The following is a 16,666-nucleotide window of genomic DNA, read 5'->3' on the forward strand; positions in this document are numbered from 1 at the left end:
ACGGTTGGATTGTGCGGGAGTGTCCGATTATTGGCGGATCCGACCTCGGCGTTGGTTAGTTGCCGGTCGGGGTGATCCGGCCTTCGAAGGTGATCGCGAACGCGTTGAGCGCTGGCTTCCACCTCATTGCCCATCGTGCCTTGCCACGTCCGGTGGGGTCCAGCGATCGGGTCACCAGATACAGGCACTTCAGTGCGGCCTGCTCGCTGGGGAAGTGCCCGCGGGCGCGGACCGCTCGCCGGTAGCGGGCGTTGAGGGACTCGATCGCGTTGGTCGAGCAGATCACGCGCCGGATCTCGACGTCGTAGAGGCTGTTGCAGAATCGCTTCGGTGTCGATGTGTAACACCGCGTATCGCGTTCCCAGGCAAAATATTGGGCGCAGCAAGGTTCTCCCGGGCCGTGGTTCAGGCCGCAGTGGTTGCTCGGTGGACCTTCATGAGGTTGAAAGCCGTTGCTGCCAGGTGCAGTTCGCTTGTTGCGTTCGACAGACCGCGGCATGAGAACCTGTCGATGATTTGGTTGAGGTTGCCGATGCCGGGCTCGACGGTCGCGCCTCGTCTTTTGTAAAGCGCTCTGCCTTCTGGAGTGCGCAGCCTGTGGTTGTTGATCTGGCGCGCCGTCGCGTCCGCCGGTAGCTGCCCTTGAGCTGGGTCTTTGGTCGCGGCGATGGATTGATCGCGATCTTTGCCGATCGCGATGAGCCGGTCCGGTCCTGGCGCGGTCATGTTCGTATCGCTGTTGTAACCAGCGTCGGCCAGCACGGTCCCGATCACGTGATCGGTGTTGCCGGTGACGGCATGGATCCGCGCGGCAGTGGACTGCGCGGCGCGCATCATCGGCAGAAAACAGTGTTGATCGTTGGTCGACTGGCCCAGGTGAACAGCGATGATGAGTTGATCACCGGTCACCGCGAGTTGGGCGTTGTAGCCCTGCAGGAACCCTTTTCGGGTCGGCATGATCCGCGACTGCGGATCGGTGATATTGGCTACCACTTTCGGCAGCGACTTTGTTTGGGAAGTCGTCCGGTCATCATCCGCAGCGGCTTGTTCGGCGTTCTCGGCGTTGCGGACCACTCGTCGTGCTCGTTGCACTCGGGTGCTGTCTTCCATCGGCACCGGCGGGCGGCCCATCGGTTTCTTCCCCGCAGCGATCAGGGCGGCATAGCGGTCTAGCTTGGCCTGATGCACGGCGATTTCCCGTGCCAGGTGCGCCCGCGCTTCGGGTAACCGGTGCGGGCCGTCCGGAATCCGCCCGACGACCGGCAGTCCCTGCTCGGACCGACGACGACGGGCGATCGCCGCAGCCTCGCGCTGCTGGTCGATGTCAGCTTGTTGCCGGTGGCGACTGCGCAAATCCTCGGCCGCTTGCCGAATGCGCTCGGCTCGTCGGGGCCGGTCACCTAGTCCAGCCGGCACACGATCCTGTCCGTCGTGCATGCCCGGTGCCGCCTCCTCGGTGCGGTCGATGGTCTCCGATTCGGCGACCATCTCGGCCGCATGCTGGTCGAACCACTGCTTGCCGCGGTTGGCATCGATCGAGGCATTCGCGGCGATCTTCGTCCCGTCGATCGCGACCGTGCCGAACCGGCCCAAACCGGCTTCCGCCGCGATCATCAACACCTGAGAGAACAAGTCGCTGAACGCATCTCGCGCCTCGGTGCGGAACCTGGCGATCGTGGAATGGTCTGGTCCGTCCTGGGCGCACAACACCCGGAACGCGATGTCTGTAACGCACATTCGCTCGATCTGCCGCGACGACCGCACGCCCTGGCAATAGGCATAGACCAACAGCGCCAGCAACATTCGCGGGTCATAGCCTCGCGCGCCCGCTCGCCCGCGGCGCCGGGTGGTCTGTTCCAACTCGGAGATGTCGAGGACATCGACGGTGTCCAGCACGAACCAGACCAGGTGATCTTGCGGTAACCACTCGTGCATATCGATCGGCAGCAACATCGGCTGATCCCGCAGCACCGGACGATACGACTTTGCCACACCCCATAATCCCAGCCAAACCCCCTCGGCAGCAATCGATTCTGCAACAGCCTCTACGACGTCGAGATCCGGCGCATGATCTGCTCGACCAACGCGATCGAGTCCCTCAACGCCCGCTACCGGCGAGCGGTCCGCGCCCGCGGGCACTTCCCCAGCGAGCAGGCCGCACTGAAGTGCCTGTATCTGGTGACCCGATCGCTGGACCCCACCGGACGTGGCAAGGCACGATGGGCAATGAGGTGGAAGCCAGCGCTCAACGCGTTCGCGATCACCTTCGAAGGCCGGATCACCCCGACCGGCAACTAACCAACGCCGAGGTCGGATCCGCCAATAATCGGACACTCCCCCCGGAGATGGATCTGACGTTATAAGCACATGCGTTCGATTCGCGATCATCGGTGACGGCTTCGTGTTTCGCGGTCAGGCCGCAGCGTTTGCCCAGGTCAGCCGGATAGTGTGGATTTGTTCGGGGGTGGGGTCGCCGGATAGGTCGGCACGATATTGGGCGGCGATCAGCGTGTGCCGGAGCTTGGTGAGCATGTCGGGATAGCTGGGATGGGCTTTTGTGGTGTACCAGCGGGCCCGGGTGCGGTGCTCGGCGACGACCGCGGGTGAGTGCCCGACCAAGTGGTACCAGAGGATCACCAGGGTCTGGGTGAGCATCCCGAACGGGACGGTGCGCTCCACCGCCAACCGGGTGCGGTTACGGGCCTCGCCGGCGCCGGTGACGTGTTTGGCGTCGAAGAATGCGACCTCGATCGACCAGCGGGCGGAATACCGGGCGATGAGTTCGGCTGCCGCGGTGGTGGTGTCGGTGGTAAGTAGCGCAAGTGTCGGTCTACGTGGTTCGCGTACGACCAACACCCGCACGGGTTGGGAGCGGAAGGCGCCGTACCACAGGCAGCGTCGTTCATGCACGGTCACGGTGGCAGTGCGGCCGTAGCGAGTCACCGTGATCTGCACGCCCGCGGTGGCAGCGGCCAGCTCGGACGGTGTGCCGATCCTGGCGCCCCGGGTACGCGGCCGACCTCGCCGACCCCGCATATTCGGCGGGTTGTCCAGGTCGGGATGCACCTCGTACAGGGCAGCGTTGCGAGGCAGCGGCCCGGTCAACGTCACGTTCACGGGCAGCTGCCGCAGCGTGCTGCACACATACGCGCCGTCAACGACAACATGGACGACACGGTCGGGGCGTGCGGCGGCGATCCGGCCGATCAGCTCGCGAGCGAGAATCGTTTTGGTTGGCCCGCCGGGACGCCACAACCGAAACAACACCGGCAGCGCAATCGGGCGGTCCGCGAACGGCAACTCGACCGCCACCGCGGCAACCACGAAAGTGTTGCCGCGCGAAAGTTTGGCCTGACCCTTGGCGACCTGGCGGGAGCCGTCATAGGCCCACACCGCGCCGTGCACCTTCTTGCCGCTGCGCCGGAACAGCGTGTCATCGATAGCGATGAGCAGCGGCGCACCGGCCGGAGTGAGCCAGCCGATGACCAGGACCAATATCGCCAGTCCAACCTGGTCGAGGCTCCAAGCTGCGGTGGCGAAGAACCGGTGCGCGCGAGCGTGATGACCCATCCGGGCGGCGGTGAGCATGCCACACACCGTCCGCCGGGCCGGGGCGGCGATCAACCCGATCGTCAGGGTGACGAATGTAGTGAACGTCGGAGTGGTGAAACACGGCCGGAACGCATCCCGCCGAGCTGATCAGAGGCTGGCCGGACGCACTGACACCTGGATCGGCCACGGCCGATTGATGCGACAGGAGAAGTCGCCGGACGCCGGTATCCTGATTACAACAATGTTCGTCGCGGCGAGGTGCTGGATGCCACCGGGAGCTGAATGGATTCATGAGCGTGCTGTCGGGCGGCCGCCGGATCGGTCAACGGAGTGAACGGACTGCGTCATGAGCGAATACGACGTCTTCCTAGCCGATTGTCCGGCGCGGACCACGCTGGCTCTCGTGGCCGACACGTGGTCTGTCGTGGTGGTCTTCGGACTCGGTTCGGGACCACAGCGCTACAGCGAGTTGCGTGACCGCATCGGGGGCATCAGCAACAAGATGCTGACGCAGACCCTGCGCAGGCTGGAGGCCTCCCGGCTGGTCGAGCGTCGCACTCTGGCCACCGCGCCACCGGGAACGGAATACACCCTCACCCCGCTCGGCAAGAGCCTGCTCGAACCGGTGTCGTTACTCGCGCGCTGGGCGGAGGAACATGCCGAGGAACTGGCATCCGGGCCGCAAGGCTGATCTGCCGTGGGGCACCGGCTGGTGCCCCACGGCTTCCTACCTTCGACAGCATGAGAATCTCGATCTTCGGAGCCGGCAATATGGCCGAGGCTCTGGGCGCGAAATGGACCGCACACGGGCACGACCTGATGATTACCGGGCGCTCTCCCGAGAAGGCCGCTGCCTTGGCAGAACGTCTGAACGCACGAGCAGGCAGCTTCGCCGAGGCGGCGCAGCACGCCGAGGCTGCTCTGATCGCGGTGCTGTACCACGGTATGGACTACACCCTCGACCGGATTGGCGACGGCCTGAACGATAAGCCCATCCTCGACTGCAACAACCCGGTCGAAATCGAGGAATTCACCCTCACGACCCCACCGGGCAAGTCGATGGCGCAGCACATCGCGAAAACGACCGGCGGACACGTGGTCAAGGCCTTCAACCTCTGCCACGCCGATGTATGGCGCATGCCGACAATGACTTTCGACGGCCGCCCGCTCAGCGTGCCCTTCTGCGGCGACAACCCGACAGCGCTATGGGTCGCCACCAGGCTCATCGCGGACGTCGGTGGCGTTCCACTGCCGACCGGCGATCTGCGGCATGCGCAGTACCTGGAAGCCACCGCCGCGATCATCATCGCCCAGTTGTTCGGCGGCCGTCCAGCACGCACAGTGTTCAACCTGGTCGACGACCAGATACCGGCAAAATCGCTCCTGCAGCAGGCCGTCGAATACGAACCGGGCAATCCCCGGCGAGGCAACGAAACCGGCCACGCCGACCTCTCGGCATGAGGCGATGGGCCGACCAACCGGCCGGACCCTGAAGATCAAATGGGCCGACCACTTTCGATCGTCCAGCCCTGCCATACGCCCGGCCGACATCGAACGACCGCAATGCCGCTGATCGAGTGGTCCAGAAGCCCGTTCCATCAGGTTCCGGACCGCTCGCTCATGCCGCATATAGGTCGCTCGGGAAGGCGTCTGCGATCTGTGATCGAATGAACGTTCGAGAGAGGTTGCGAAAGTCGAGTGACGGCGTTGCCCGGCCGAATCCCGCGGGGACGCGTCGCTGGCGGGCTGGGGACGGTGTGGCTTCGGATCTGTTGCCGCGCAGCTCGTCCGGTGGCCGGGGTGGTGAGCGGCTGTCGGACGAGGTGGAGACGATCGTGCGGAAGGTGCTGCGCACGCGGTATCTGACTCGGCAGCGGCGTTCGGTGGCGGTGATCTGCCGAGAGATCGACCGGGAATGCAAGATGCGGGGTCTGCCGCCGCCGTCGCGGTCGTCGGTGCAGCGGCGGATCGGCCGCTTGGACCCGGTGAAGGCCGCCCGTGCCCGGGAGGGCGAGGCCTCTGCCCGGGCACGCAAGTCCGCCGGTGGGGCACCGCCTCTGGTGGACGGGGTGTTGGAGCGGGTGCAGATCGACCACACCCCGGCGGATGTGATCGTGGTCGATGAGCACCACCGGTTGCCGATCTGCCGGCCCTATGTGACGGCGGCGATCGATGAGGCCACCAAGTGTGTGCCCGGGTTCGTGGTCACGCTCGAAGCACCATCGGCGACTTCGGTCGGACTGTGCTTGGCGCACATGGCGATCGACAAACGTGCCTGGCTGGAGCGGATCGGGGTCCAGGCGGTGTGGCCGATGAGCGGCAAACCGCTCGAGTTGTACCTGGACAATGCCAGCGAGTTCAAAAGTGAGGCACTGCGCCGCGGCTGCGAGCAGCATGGCATCGGCATCGACTACCGGTTGCCCGGGCAGCCGCATTACGGCGGTGTGGTGGAGCGGCTGATCGGCACCATGATGCGGATGGCCCATGAGCTGCCGGGCACCACCTTCTCCAACACCCGCGAGCGCGGCGACTACGACAGTGACGCGAAAGCCGTTCTCACCCTTGCCGAATTGCAGAGGTGGATGGCCCTGGCGGTGGCCTGCTACCACGGCGAACCGCACGCCGGTCTCGGCGGCCGCACCCCAGCGGGGGTGTGGGCCGAGAAGGTGGCCGAACACGGCACGCCACCGACAGTGACCAACGAGGCGGCATTCCTGGTCGATTTCCTGCCGGTGATCCGAAGGGTGTTGACCCGCACCGGGTTCACCGTCGACCACGTCCAGTACTACAGCGACGCGCTCAAGCCGCTGATCACCCGGCGCGAGGAGCTGGACCGAATCGTGTTGCGCCGCGACCCGCGCGACCTCTCGCGCATCTGGGTACTGGACCAGGACACCGGCGAATACCTGGAAGTGCCATATCGCATGTGGTCCCGTCCGGCAATTTCCCTCTGGGAGCAGCGCGCGGCGGTGGCCCGGCTACGGGAGCAGGGCCGCGCCGAGATCGACGAGAACGCACTGTTCGCGATGGTGGAGCAGATGCGCCACATCACCGACACCGCCGCGGCGGCCAGCCGCAAAGCCCGCCGGAATATGGAGCGCCGCAAGGCTGCCCCGCCACGTACCCGGCCGAGGGTGAACGTGCCGGAGCCGCCCGCCGTCGATGCCGGCGCGGTGACGGCGGCGCCGTTCGAGGTGATCGAGCAGTGGTGACGATCGGTGAACCGGTGGACCTGTCGCACCTGCATACGTCCGCGCAACGGTTGGCGATGCTGCCGGATCCGGAGCGGATCCAGTACGTGCGGGCGGATCGGTGGATCGGCTACACCCGCGCTACGCAGGCCCTGGCCCGGCTGGAGGAGCTGCTGTCCACGCCCGGAAAGCAGAGAATGCCGAATCTGCTGTTGATCGGTGCCACGAACAACGGCAAGTCGATGATCATCGAGAAGTTCCGCCGCGACCACCCACCGATCTCGCACCCGGGCCGGGAGGAGATCCCGGTGCTGGCGATGCAGATGCCATCGGAACCGGCGCCGATCCGCTTCTATGTTGCGCTGCTGACCGCGCTCGGCGCACCGATCCGCCAGCGCACCCCGCGACTGGCCGAGGTGGAACAGCTTGCGCTGCGGCTGTTACGGGCATGTGGGGTGCGCATGCTCGTGATCGACGAGCTACACAACGTGCTCGGCGGCCGGGGTGACGCGCGCCGCGAGTTCTTGAACCTGCTGCGGTTCCTGGGTAACGAGCTGCGCATTCCCCTGGTCGGGGTCGGCACCCGCGACGCCTACCTGGCGATCCGGTCCGATCCGCAGCTGGAGAACCGGTTCGCGCCGTTCACCCTGCCGACGTGGGAGCCGAGTGAGCAGGCGTGCGCGCTGCTGGCCAGCTTCGCCACGTCGTTCCCGCTGCGCCGGCCGTCGGCGATCGCGACCGAGGAGATGGCAACCTACCTGCTCACCCGCTCGGAAGGCACCATCGGTGAGCTGACCGCGCTGCTCACCGATGGTGCCATCGCGGCGATCGAATCCGGCGAGGAGGCCATCAATCAGCGCACGCTGCTGCTGGCACCGTATGCGGGGCCGACCGAGCGGCGGCGGATGTTTGAACGCGAACTGGCATGAGACCACCTGCGCGGTGGCCGCTGCACCCACCGCCGGGGCCGCTGGAGTCGCTGTCGTCGTGGGTGGACCGGCTCGCCCGGCTCTACGACCTGCCGGTCAACCAACTGCTCGGCCCGAATCTCGGTGTCGTGGCACAGCTTCCAGCGGTGATCGACGACGACCCGCCGGCCGAGGTGCTGACCGCCCTGGCGGAGCGGACCGGGGTGGAGCTGGGGCGGGTGCGGGCAACCACCCTGGCGGGGTGGGTGCCGTGGCTGTTCGACTGCTTGCCGGTGACGGCATCGGAGTCGGAGACGGTGTTCCGTCATTACGTGCGCGGCGGCTCGGTGCTGCTGCGGGCCCACACCCACAGCGGCCCCCGCCCGCGCCGCAACTGGCGCGGCCCCTGGATCGCGAACGGCAAGTTCACCCGGCGGGCGTGTCCGATGTGCGGCGTCACCGGGCCGCAGGCTCGCCGCTCGTGGCTGTGGGAGCTGCCGCTGACCCTCGGCTGCCCGCAACACCGGTGCCGCCTCGAACCGCTCGACCGCGTGACGATGGCCGAGCTGAAGGGCGAACCACTGCAACCGGTTCCGATCACCGAACCCTTGGCGACACTGGAGAGCTACACCTATCGGGCGCTCGCCGACGGCCGGGTGAACCTGCCTGGGCGGGGTGTCCACGCCGGTGTGTGGTTTCGGCTGCTGCGCTGCCTGCTCGACGAACTCAGCCTCGCCGCAACGCCGTTGAGCGCACGGCCGCGCCGGGTTCTCGAACAGGTGTGGGAGGCCACCGGCCTTCCGGTCCGGGCTGGGCTGTCGGTGTGGCAGCCGTACGAGCGTCTGCCGTGGGAGATCCAGGAGCAGCTGCTGACTGCCGCCGCGGTCGCGCTGCACCTGGTCGCCGAACGCCGCATCTTCGGGGAAGGGATGTTCGCGTCGGCGCTGGTCGAGGAACGGCACACGCCTGTCTACGGCGGTGACGACCCGCGCATCCGCAAAGCCGAGGACATGAACAGCATCACGGCCCTGGCGCAGAAAGTGCTGCGTCAGGCCCGCACCGATGAGAACACCGCCCGGCAGATGTTCGCCCTGCTGACCGCGTTCGACCCGACCCCCGCCAACTACGCCAAGCAACGCAAGCACCTGATCAGCGAGGTCGGTGTCCCGCCCGAATTCTTGTACTTGCTTCCGCTGCCCGGTCCCGAACGCTGCTACACCCCCGGCGTCGCGGTGGCCCTGCTGGCGGCCGAGGGATACGACCGGGACGAGGTCCGCCTGGCCGTCGACGAATACCTCGACGAGATCCCCCTGCGCGACCCCGACAGCCTCGAACCCGTCGATGTACACGAGTATCGGCTCACCACCGAAGACATCCACCAACTGCGCGCCCGGCTCCGACTGTGACGGGTAGGCCGGGCCGTCACCCTTCTATAAACGCCCTATATACGCCGCGGCGTCGGGTTGCCAGATAACTTTCGTTATCGGGCAACACGACCTAGAATGCCGGGAAGTGACCTGCGCGAACGGTTTCAGGCGCGAACCGTTCGTTTCCTGGTTATCGGGCAACTTCGGGGGACGGGTGATGACGACCGGCACGACTGACGACATGACGGCGGCCACCGGCACCGAATCGGAGGTGTTCGTTCCGCTCGCGGTGCACATCGAGAACTTCCTCACCGATCTGCGGAACGCGAACAAACCGGCGAACACGATCCGCGCCTACCGCGGAGACCTGACCGGGTTCGCCGACCACTACGACGGCGACCTGACCGTGATGGGAGTGGAGCCGGTGCGGGCGTTCCTGTCGGCGATCACCGCCCAGGCCGCGGCCACCCGCAAACGCAAGCGCGCTGCCCTCTCCGCGTTCTGCCGGTGGGCGGTGCGCCACGACCGTATGCCCACCAACCCCCTCGACAAGGTGGACACGGTCACCGTGCCCAAGACGCTGCCGCGCCCGGCACCGGCCGCCGACATCTACCGGGTCCTCGATACGATCTGCTCCCGCCGCCCGCGCAAAGACATCGCCGTAGACGTGCTGCGGGATCGGGCGCTGTTCGAGACCGCCTACCAGTGCGGCACACGCGCCAGTGAAGCGTGCGGGCTGTACGTGGAGGACTTCGACCTGACTCTGGACGATGAGCATGTGCGGGTGCATGGCATGGGCGGCACGGTGCGCACCGTGCTGCTCGACGACCGCGGCTACGTCTCCCTGGTGAAGCTGTATCTGGCGCGCACCCGGTATACCGCAGGCCCGATGTTCCGCGCGTCCATCAACGGCAATGGCGGGCCTTTGTCCTACTCGGCCGCGCATAACCGCTGGCAGACCTATTGTGCCGTGGCCGGGGTGACGGTGGAAATCCATCAACTCCGCCATAGTCACGCCACGGAGCTGATCAACTCCGGGGTCTCCATCGAAGTCGTGCGCAAGCGCCTGGGTCATGCTTCTACCGAGACCACCCAGATCTACACCCTGCTCGCCGACAAGATCGCCGACGACGAGATCCGCGCAGCCCGCCGCCGACGCGACACCAGCACCCGCAGGTAGCTGGCGGCATCGGGGACGAAAATGTCGGTGCGGCATTGTCTGGTGTGCACCCGGTGCCGGACCTTCAGGTTACCCAACCGTCGTTATGGCATTCTTGGGGCGATGTGAGTGGGGGTCCCAGCGGGTTGGGTTTTGGTCGGGTGGCGCGGCGAGGAGGAGGGCTTGTTGGGGTGTGAGGGTTATCCGGCCGGTTCGGGGGTGGTCGGGGGTGGTGGTGGGGTCGTGGGTGTCGAAGATGGCGGGTGCGGGGAGGTCGATTTCGGTGGTCGTGTTGTCGTTGAGGTTCAGGACTACCCATAGCCCACTTCGCTGGTAGGCGATCACCGGTGCCGGTCGGGCGTGATCGGGTGGGGTTTTTGTCGCTGCACAGGTGATAGTCGGGTTTTCGGTGACGAGTGCACTGTCACCGGTGTCGTGGGGGCGTTGCAGGTGTATCCATCGGCGGGTGGTCAGCAACCGGCGGAGCGTGTTGAGGTGTGAGCATGGGTCGAGGAGTTGTTCGGTGACGGTGTCGGCGGGTTCGCGGCCTTCTTCGGGAAGCCACGGGTGTCCGGTGGTGAAGCCGAGTGCAGGGCCGGGTGCCCATGGCATCGGAGTGCGGGCGGTGTCCCGGCTCTGGTCGGGCTGGGCGGCGCCGAGTGGGTCCTGTCCCTGACCGGCCGGGATGGTTCCATCGAGAAGGGCAAGTTCCTCGCCTTGATAGAGCCACATAGTGCCCGGCAGTACGGCCATGAGGACGTGCAGGGCCAGGGAACGAGAGCGGCCGAGGTCGCCGCCACCGTAGCGGGTGGCCGCGCGGGGCCGGTCGTGGTTGCCTTGTACCCAGGACAGCCGCGGTGAGGCTTGCGCCGCGGCGGTGACCATGTCGTGGATGCGGTCGGGGTCCCAGTCGGTATCCACGAGCCCGAACCAGAAGGACGAGTGCAGGCGTTCTTCGTCGACGTAGGCGGCCAGGGCATGCGGGTCGAGTTCGTACACCTCGCCGACGAGGAAAGCGCCGTAGCGGTCGGCGACGCGGCGCCAGCGTTGGTGGATGGCGTGCACGTCGGGTTGGTGGATGTCGTAGCGGTGGTCTTGGCGTCGCCAATCGTCGGTCACGCCGCGGATGGGGTGGAGATTCCCGTCCGGAAGTGGTGGGTTGTCGGGCAGGTCGGGGTGCTTGATCAGATAGGCGGCGGTGTCGATGCGGAATCCGTCCAGCCCGCGGGTGAACCAGTGCTCCATGACGGCGTCGACCTCGTCGACGACGGCCGGGTTGCGCCAGTTCAGATCCGGCTGCTCGGGACGGAACAGGTGCAGGTAGTACTGGCCGGTGGCCGGGCTCAGCGTCCAGGCAGGGCCGCCGAAATGGGACAGCCAGTTGTTGGGCGGGCCACCGCCGGGGGCGGGGTCGCGCCAGATGTAGTAGTCGCGGTAGGGGTCGGTCCGGGAAGAGGAGGCTGCGACGAACCATGGATGAGCGTCGCTGGTGTGGTTGACCACCAAGTCCCCGATCACCCGCAGACCACGCGCGTGCGCGGCATCGAGAAGTTCATCGAGGGCATCGTCACCACCGAAGCGTGGGTCGACGCTGCGGTAGTCGGCGATGTCGTAGCCGTGGTCCCGCATCGGGGAGACGAAGAACGGTGTCAGCCACAGCAGGTCGACCCCCAGATCCACGAGATGATCCAGGCGTTTGGTGACGCCGGGAAGATCTCCCCAGCCGTCACCGTCGCTGTCGGCAAATGACGGCAGGTAGATCTGGTAACCGACCGCGTCCCGCCACCACGGCCGCATCCGCGCCCGGCCGAGCAGGTACGCCAGCCTATCCAGGTCGCCGATCTGCATGTCGGCGGGCACCCCTTTGAGCGCGGCGACCGTCGCGCCCGCCGCCTTCCCCGCCGCCGCTCCGGCCACGGTGTCCTCCACCACGAGGCAATCGGCGGGGTCCACACCGAGCCGGGCGGCCGCAGTGAGGTACCCCTCGGGGTCGGGCTTGCCTGCCGCGACGTCTTCAACAGTTATCAGCAGCGGCGGGTCGATGTCCGCTGCCTTCAGTCTCGCCTCGGCAAGCCGTGCATCGGCGCTGGTCACCACCGCCCAGGGCAGTCCCCACCGAGACAACTGCGACAGCAGCCCGGCAGCCCCCACCGCCGGGACGACGTCCGATAGATCCTCGTACTGCAGCATGTGCTGGCGGGCCGCCGACACCGCAACGGCCACCTCGTCCAACTCGGGCAGCAGCCGGCGGACCGTGGCCTCGGCCGGGCTACCGTGCGCAATCGCCAGCACCGCCGCTACGTCCACACCATACTCATCGGCCCACAAGGTCCAGGCCCGCTCGACGGCGGCATCGGAATCCACCAGCGTGCCATCCATGTCGAACAGAACAGCCTTGATACGACTCAAATCCACAGCGGCTCCCGTCCCTTTATTATCCTCGTTGCACGAGCATAATCACCCTGGAGGCTCTGTGATGGCAAGACCTCAACCCGAGCGGGCACGCGACACACGCTGGCGCAGCGCGGCCGGGCTACTGGCGTTGGTCCGCCGGGAACCGGGCATCACGCGGGCCGCGGCGGCCCGACGGCTGAACCTCACCACCGGATCCGCGACCGAGATCTGCGCCAGACTGCGTGAGCTGTGCCTGCTCACCGAAACTCCAGCACCGGTCTCTGGACGGGGCCGCCCGACCAGCGTGCTGCGACCTCATCCCGAAGGCCCTGTCGTCGTGGCGATCGAGCTACGCCAGCAGGATTGGCGGTGTGCAATGGCAACGGTGGACGCCGATCCGCACCTGCTCGAGTCCGGTCGTCACGACAGCCTCGACCCTGGCCGTGTGCTGTCCGACTTGCGTCAAGCCGTTGCTCGTGCCCGGCGGTGTTTCGGGCACCGAGTTCGCGCCGTGTCGGTGGCGGTGGCAGGTACTGTCAGCGACGGGCATCTTGTTCAAGCCGCCACTCTCGGCTGGGGACAGGTCGACCTCACCGGCCTCAGCCCCGACCCTGACCTGCCGCTGCTGCTGGGTAACGATGCAACGCTGGCGGGGGTCGCCGAGGCTCGCACCGGATGCGCCTCGAACGCCCACACCGCGCTCCACCTCCTGGTCGACGTGGGCATCGGTGGAGCGCTGATCGTCGACGGCTACCCCGTCACGGGCACCGGCGGCGCAGGCGGCGAATACGGTCATCTCCCCTTCGCCGACCCCAGCCTGCAGTGCCCTTGCGGCGCTCGCGGATGCTGGGATCTGGACGTCGACGGTCGCGCGTTGGCTCGCCATCTGGGCGACCCGCCGCCAGCGGATCCTCACACATACACCCACGGCGTCCTGGACCGGGCACCCCACGATGCCGCCACGCGACAAGCCATCGGCAACGTGGTGTCCGCGCTCGGTTCAGGCATCGCCGGCCTGGTCAACGCCCACGACCCTGACCTGGTCACCCTCGGTGGACTCGCAGGACCGCTACGCGCCACCGCTCCCGCCGACTTCGACGCCGCCTACACCGACGGCCTGATGCACTTCCACCGCAGCCAACCACCGCCGGTGCTCGACGCCCGCCACCGCGACGACGGAGCGCTACACGGCGCCATAGCGGTCGGCCTCGACCACATCACCAGCGGATCCGCCCTCGCCGACTGGGCAGAACACCACCAACCCTGACGGCGCCGACCCCGGGCCGGTCGACATCGCCATACTCTCCGAGAAGGCCCAGCGGCCCAGCGCGTATACCCCAGCCCTGCTCCATGATGGAGGCCTCGCCATGCTCGGGCGCCGGGGACTGTCTGAGGTCGGGTGGCCCAGGGGAATCTCACCCCTGGGCCACCCGACCTGAGATCTGACACTCTCCCGCCCGGTAGGAGCTGCGGACACTGTCCAACCGAGTCAGAAGTGCACACGACTTCGGAAATCAGTGCAGCCAACTTCGAACATCGACACCAGAAACGAGAAAGTCGACCCTATTCTGACGTTGTTCGTCCCGGTCACAGGTGTCGTTCTGGGGTGTACCCCAAACGGACGCGACTTCACAACAGGCCCAGCACCAGATCCGGGGCGCCCCGGATCTGCCCGGTTGTGCGACGTCGCCGTGATTGCGGTTCAGTCCTCCGGGAAGACCTCGTCCGCCTGCATACCTTTCTGCCCTTGCACCGCGACGAAGGTCACCTTCTGGCCTTCCTTGAGGCTCTTGAAGCCGTTGCCCTGGATCGCCCTGAAGTGCACGAAGAGGTCAGGACCACTCTCGGGAGTGATGAAGCCGAACCCCTTCTCGTCGTTGAACCACTTCACCGTGCCGGACTGGCGCTCAGACATGCCCACTCCTTAGGTCGCGTGTTTCGGCAGAGGTACATAGAACATCCCCGTAAGTCGATCATCCCCGGCTAGCTGTTGTGGGAGGGCACCGGGAAATGGGCTGGTAGTCGGTGGGCCGACCGCACGCAGCGTGCTGCGACGTCGCTGTGCGCCACACCCAGCCCATCACCGTTCGCGACACCGGCAACTCACTGCAGACAAGTTCGGACACCCCGGTGCGGGCGTTCCTGGTTCGTTGTCAGCCCGGCATGCCACACTTTTGCCGACGGAGCTGCTCTGGCCAGAGGAGAACGAATGGCCGCCACCGACGACCGTCCCACGGTCAGACTGGTCGCGCACTGCCGCCGCTGCCACGGCTGGCTGCTGTCGCCGCAATCGGTCGCCCAAAGGATCGGACCGACCTGCGCGATCCGCGAGCGCACCGAACAACGCGCCGCAGCTGCACAACAGGCGCAGGAACTGACCCTGTTCGACATCGCGGCGTGAGGTGAAACCTGCTGCCCTACCCGATCCGCGCCGACTTCCCGTCTCCTGGGCATCGCACCTCTACATCGCCGACGCTGTAGTCGCCCTGTTCGACCGGCCGGACATCAGCGGCGAAATCGCGGTCGGCCAGTACCCGTCGATCACCGGACCTGACCTGGCCGAGGCGTTCGGTGCCCACTTCGGCAAGAACGTGGTCTTCGAGCCGATCACCCCAGAACAGATGCGGGCCTCCATCGCGCCCACGATCGGCGAAGGCCCCGCCACCGACGTCGCCGCCCTCTACACAGCCATGAGCACCCTTGCGGACCGGTCGATCGCACTGGAGACCTCCGCGCAGAAGCTGCTCGGCGTCACTCCCCGCACCACGAGCGAGTGGCTGACCGATATCGGACTCTGACCGCAATCACTGCCGACTCGGCCGACCAACACCTCTGCCGACTGGGTTCGTCGAAGACGAACAGGGTCGGCGGCGGTCGGCTTCCGGCAAATGGCCGATACCGGCCAGCGGTCTTGTCGGGGGAAGTGTGCTTGTGGACCCGGTCGCCGTCATCGTCACCGCAATTGCCGCAGAGTGCGAAGTGCGATGGTTCAATCGCTCGATGCGTGGTGACGAGATTATCGGTCAGTGGAGTGTGGAGGCCGGGTATCACAGCTCGGTGAAGGATGAGCAGTTCGTCTTCTGGTGTGATGGTGTGGGGTTGGTGGAGTACGCGCGGCCGGGGCGAGCGAGTGTGTGCTGTTCCGATGGGCGCGGACGGCGATTCGGACGGTGCGGCTCGAACCGTATCGGTACGTCCGGCGCGACGGCGGTGAGATTTTGGATGATGATGTGCCCGAGGTGGCCGAGATCCGTTATCGTATCGCGCGGGAGAAGCGTCCGTTGATCGGTGAGGTGCTGCCGGTGCTGAATCTGCCCGCTCCGTTCGCGGCGACTCCGGATGGCGGGCACGGGCTGATCACGCGGGAACCGGCGGTGTATTTCGCGAATAAGCGGCGTGCGAGTTCGTGAATCGAGGCATCACCGAAAGCAGGCACGCTAAGGCCGCAATTGGAACCCGGGGTCAAGGACCGACAAGCCTCCCTGTGCGACGACTCGTCCAGTTCCGCCCGAAGTCAATGACGAGCAGCCGCAGTGAAACCTGTCGCCACAGCACCCCGCGAAGTACGTACGGTCTGTATGTCGGGCAAACGTGCTCGGCACCGGGACGCATGCCCTTCCCGGTGCTGCGGCCGGGTGGACCGGTCCCCTGCACGCGGAATCGGCCACAATCATGACGACGAGAGACCGCTCAGGAACCAAGCCGAGCATTGCCGGAACAGCGGCAATAAAATCACCGGGATCACCACTAGGAGACACCGGACACTCCTTCGCTGAGAACAAGATTGGAGCGAACAAACCGAATCCCTCGGTTCGTCGCCGCCCGCCGACTGCGAGCGCTCAAGCCGTCCCGGACCTCGCAATGAGTCGTTGGGCGGTGGGCGCACTCCAGCTACGCCGGCGGCGCCAGACGGGGGTCAAGGCGCAAGCCCTTCGCGCCTTGACCGTCGCCACCGGCGTATAGCGCGCCCGCCCGCCGCCCAACGACTCAGCGTCTCCTCCGCCACCGTCCGGAATGACGACCACACGCGAGATGGTCGGTGCAGCATGGTTTTTGGATTGATAGCCCTTGACGAAGTGTGTGATTCTGGAGGTC

At 66.5% G+C, this 16,666-nt stretch carries 14 protein-coding genes and 3 pseudogenes; 11 read left to right on the top strand and 6 right to left on the bottom strand.

The features are described 5' to 3' along the window. Positions 1-55 precede the first annotated feature (55 nt). Both OH799_RS07630 and OH799_RS07635 read right to left on the bottom strand, forming a co-directional pair. Positions 56-307 (bottom strand): annotated as a pseudogene (locus tag OH799_RS07630) (transposase); the annotation flags it as partial. Between the two features lie 98 nt (positions 308-405). Continuing rightward, positions 406-1,992: a transposase gene (locus OH799_RS07635; protein ID WP_406277090.1), complete on the bottom strand. Its 1,587-nt coding sequence runs from the start codon at positions 1,990-1,992 to the stop codon at positions 406-408. A gap of 54 nt (positions 1,993-2,046) precedes the next feature. On the opposite strand from OH799_RS07635, the pseudogene OH799_RS07640 reads away from it, so the two are divergent. Next, positions 2,047-2,298, top strand: a pseudogene (locus tag OH799_RS07640) (transposase); the annotation flags it as partial. Positions 2,299-2,412: 114 nt separating this feature from the next. On the opposite strand, the pseudogene OH799_RS07645 reads toward OH799_RS07640, so the two are convergent. Next, positions 2,413-3,669 (bottom strand): annotated as a pseudogene (locus tag OH799_RS07645) (transposase); the annotation flags it as partial. Positions 3,670-3,898: 229 nt separating this feature from the next. Between OH799_RS07645 and OH799_RS07650 the strand changes: the two are divergent. From OH799_RS07650 to OH799_RS07675, 6 genes are all read left to right on the top strand, one after another. Continuing rightward, on the top strand, positions 3,899-4,243 hold the full coding sequence (locus tag OH799_RS07650) for a winged helix-turn-helix transcriptional regulator (RefSeq protein WP_406277092.1): 345 nt from the start codon (positions 3,899-3,901) through the stop codon (positions 4,241-4,243). Beyond that, complete coding sequence (locus OH799_RS07655) at positions 4,243-5,013, top strand: NADPH-dependent F420 reductase (RefSeq protein WP_406281893.1); 771 nt, start codon at positions 4,243-4,245, stop codon at positions 5,011-5,013. Before OH799_RS07650 ends, OH799_RS07655 begins: the two co-directional genes overlap by 1 nt. Positions 5,014-5,309: 296 nt before the next feature. Next, on the top strand, positions 5,310-6,764 hold the full coding sequence (locus tag OH799_RS07660; RefSeq protein ID WP_406277094.1) for a Mu transposase C-terminal domain-containing protein: 1,455 nt from the start codon (positions 5,310-5,312) through the stop codon (positions 6,762-6,764). 56 nt (positions 6,765-6,820) lie between these two features. Further along, positions 6,821-7,672: a TniB family NTP-binding protein gene (locus tag OH799_RS07665; RefSeq protein WP_406281896.1), complete on the top strand. Its 852-nt coding sequence runs from the start codon at positions 6,821-6,823 to the stop codon at positions 7,670-7,672. Further along, positions 7,669-9,057 (top strand): TniQ family protein, encoded by a 1,389-nt coding sequence (locus OH799_RS07670; RefSeq protein ID WP_406277096.1) that lies wholly within the window; start codon positions 7,669-7,671, stop codon positions 9,055-9,057. The genes OH799_RS07665 and OH799_RS07670 overlap by 4 nt, the downstream gene beginning before the upstream one ends. Before the next feature lie 178 nt (positions 9,058-9,235). Further along, a complete protein-coding gene (locus OH799_RS07675) occupies positions 9,236-10,198 on the top strand; it encodes a tyrosine-type recombinase/integrase (protein WP_406277098.1) in 963 nt (320 codons plus the stop codon). Positions 10,199-10,267: 69 nt separating this feature from the next. Here OH799_RS07675 and OH799_RS07680 read toward each other — a convergent pair whose 3' ends face one another. Further along, positions 10,268-12,592: an HAD-IA family hydrolase gene (locus OH799_RS07680; RefSeq protein WP_406277099.1), complete on the bottom strand. Its 2,325-nt coding sequence runs from the start codon at positions 12,590-12,592 to the stop codon at positions 10,268-10,270. Positions 12,593-12,653: 61 nt separating this feature from the next. Between OH799_RS07680 and OH799_RS07685 the strand changes: the two genes are divergently transcribed. Next, positions 12,654-13,838, top strand: a complete 1,185-nt coding sequence (locus tag OH799_RS07685; RefSeq protein WP_406277101.1) for an ROK family protein — start codon at positions 12,654-12,656, stop codon at positions 13,836-13,838. A 435-nt stretch (positions 13,839-14,273) separates the two neighbouring features. Here OH799_RS07685 and OH799_RS07690 read toward each other — a convergent pair whose 3' ends face one another. Continuing rightward, entirely contained in the window at positions 14,274-14,486 is a 213-nt protein-coding gene (locus tag OH799_RS07690) for a cold-shock protein (protein ID WP_406277103.1), read from the bottom strand. Positions 14,487-14,780: 294 nt separating this feature from the next. Between OH799_RS07690 and OH799_RS07695 the strand changes: the two genes are divergently transcribed. The 3 genes from OH799_RS07695 (at position 14,781) to OH799_RS07705 (ending at position 15,981) form a co-directional block, all read left to right on the top strand. Continuing rightward, complete coding sequence (locus OH799_RS07695) at positions 14,781-14,972, top strand: DUF6011 domain-containing protein (protein ID WP_406277105.1); 192 nt, start codon at positions 14,781-14,783, stop codon at positions 14,970-14,972. A 1-nt stretch (position 14,973) separates the two neighbouring features. Further along, positions 14,974-15,369 (top strand): hypothetical protein, encoded by a 396-nt coding sequence (locus OH799_RS07700; RefSeq protein WP_406277107.1) that lies wholly within the window; start codon positions 14,974-14,976, stop codon positions 15,367-15,369. A 372-nt stretch (positions 15,370-15,741) separates the two neighbouring features. Beyond that, on the top strand, positions 15,742-15,981 hold the full coding sequence (locus OH799_RS07705; RefSeq protein ID WP_406277109.1) for a hypothetical protein: 240 nt from the start codon (positions 15,742-15,744) through the stop codon (positions 15,979-15,981). Positions 15,982-16,008: 27 nt separating this feature from the next. Here the strand turns inward: OH799_RS07705 and OH799_RS07710 are convergent, their stop codons facing one another. Beyond that, entirely contained in the window at positions 16,009-16,329 is a 321-nt protein-coding gene (locus OH799_RS07710; protein WP_406277111.1) for a DUF4192 family protein, read from the bottom strand. Positions 16,330-16,666: the final 337 nt, after the last annotated feature.

Origin of the sequence: Nocardia sp. NBC_00881 (genome assembly GCF_045207455.1) — a bacterium.
Classification (GTDB): Bacteria; Actinomycetota; Actinomycetes; order Mycobacteriales; family Mycobacteriaceae; genus Nocardia.

Excerpts from the sequence above, each read along its gene's own strand:
- OH799_RS07650 (WP_406277092.1), top strand. The coding sequence starts at position 3,899 with ATGAGCGAATACGACGTCTTCCTAGCCGATTGTCCGGCGCGGACCACG.
- OH799_RS07665 (WP_406281896.1), top strand. The coding sequence starts at position 6,821 with ATGCTGCCGGATCCGGAGCGGATCCAGTACGTGCGGGCGGATCGGTGG.
- OH799_RS07670 (WP_406277096.1), top strand. The coding sequence starts at position 7,669 with ATGAGACCACCTGCGCGGTGGCCGCTGCACCCACCGCCGGGGCCGCTG.
- OH799_RS07675 (WP_406277098.1), top strand. The coding sequence starts at position 9,236 with ATGACGACCGGCACGACTGACGACATGACGGCGGCCACCGGCACCGAA.
- OH799_RS07685 (WP_406277101.1), top strand. The coding sequence starts at position 12,654 with ATGGCAAGACCTCAACCCGAGCGGGCACGCGACACACGCTGGCGCAGC.
- OH799_RS07690 (WP_406277103.1), bottom strand. The coding sequence starts at position 14,486 with ATGTCTGAGCGCCAGTCCGGCACGGTGAAGTGGTTCAACGACGAGAAG.
- OH799_RS07695 (WP_406277105.1), top strand. The coding sequence starts at position 14,781 with ATGGCCGCCACCGACGACCGTCCCACGGTCAGACTGGTCGCGCACTGC.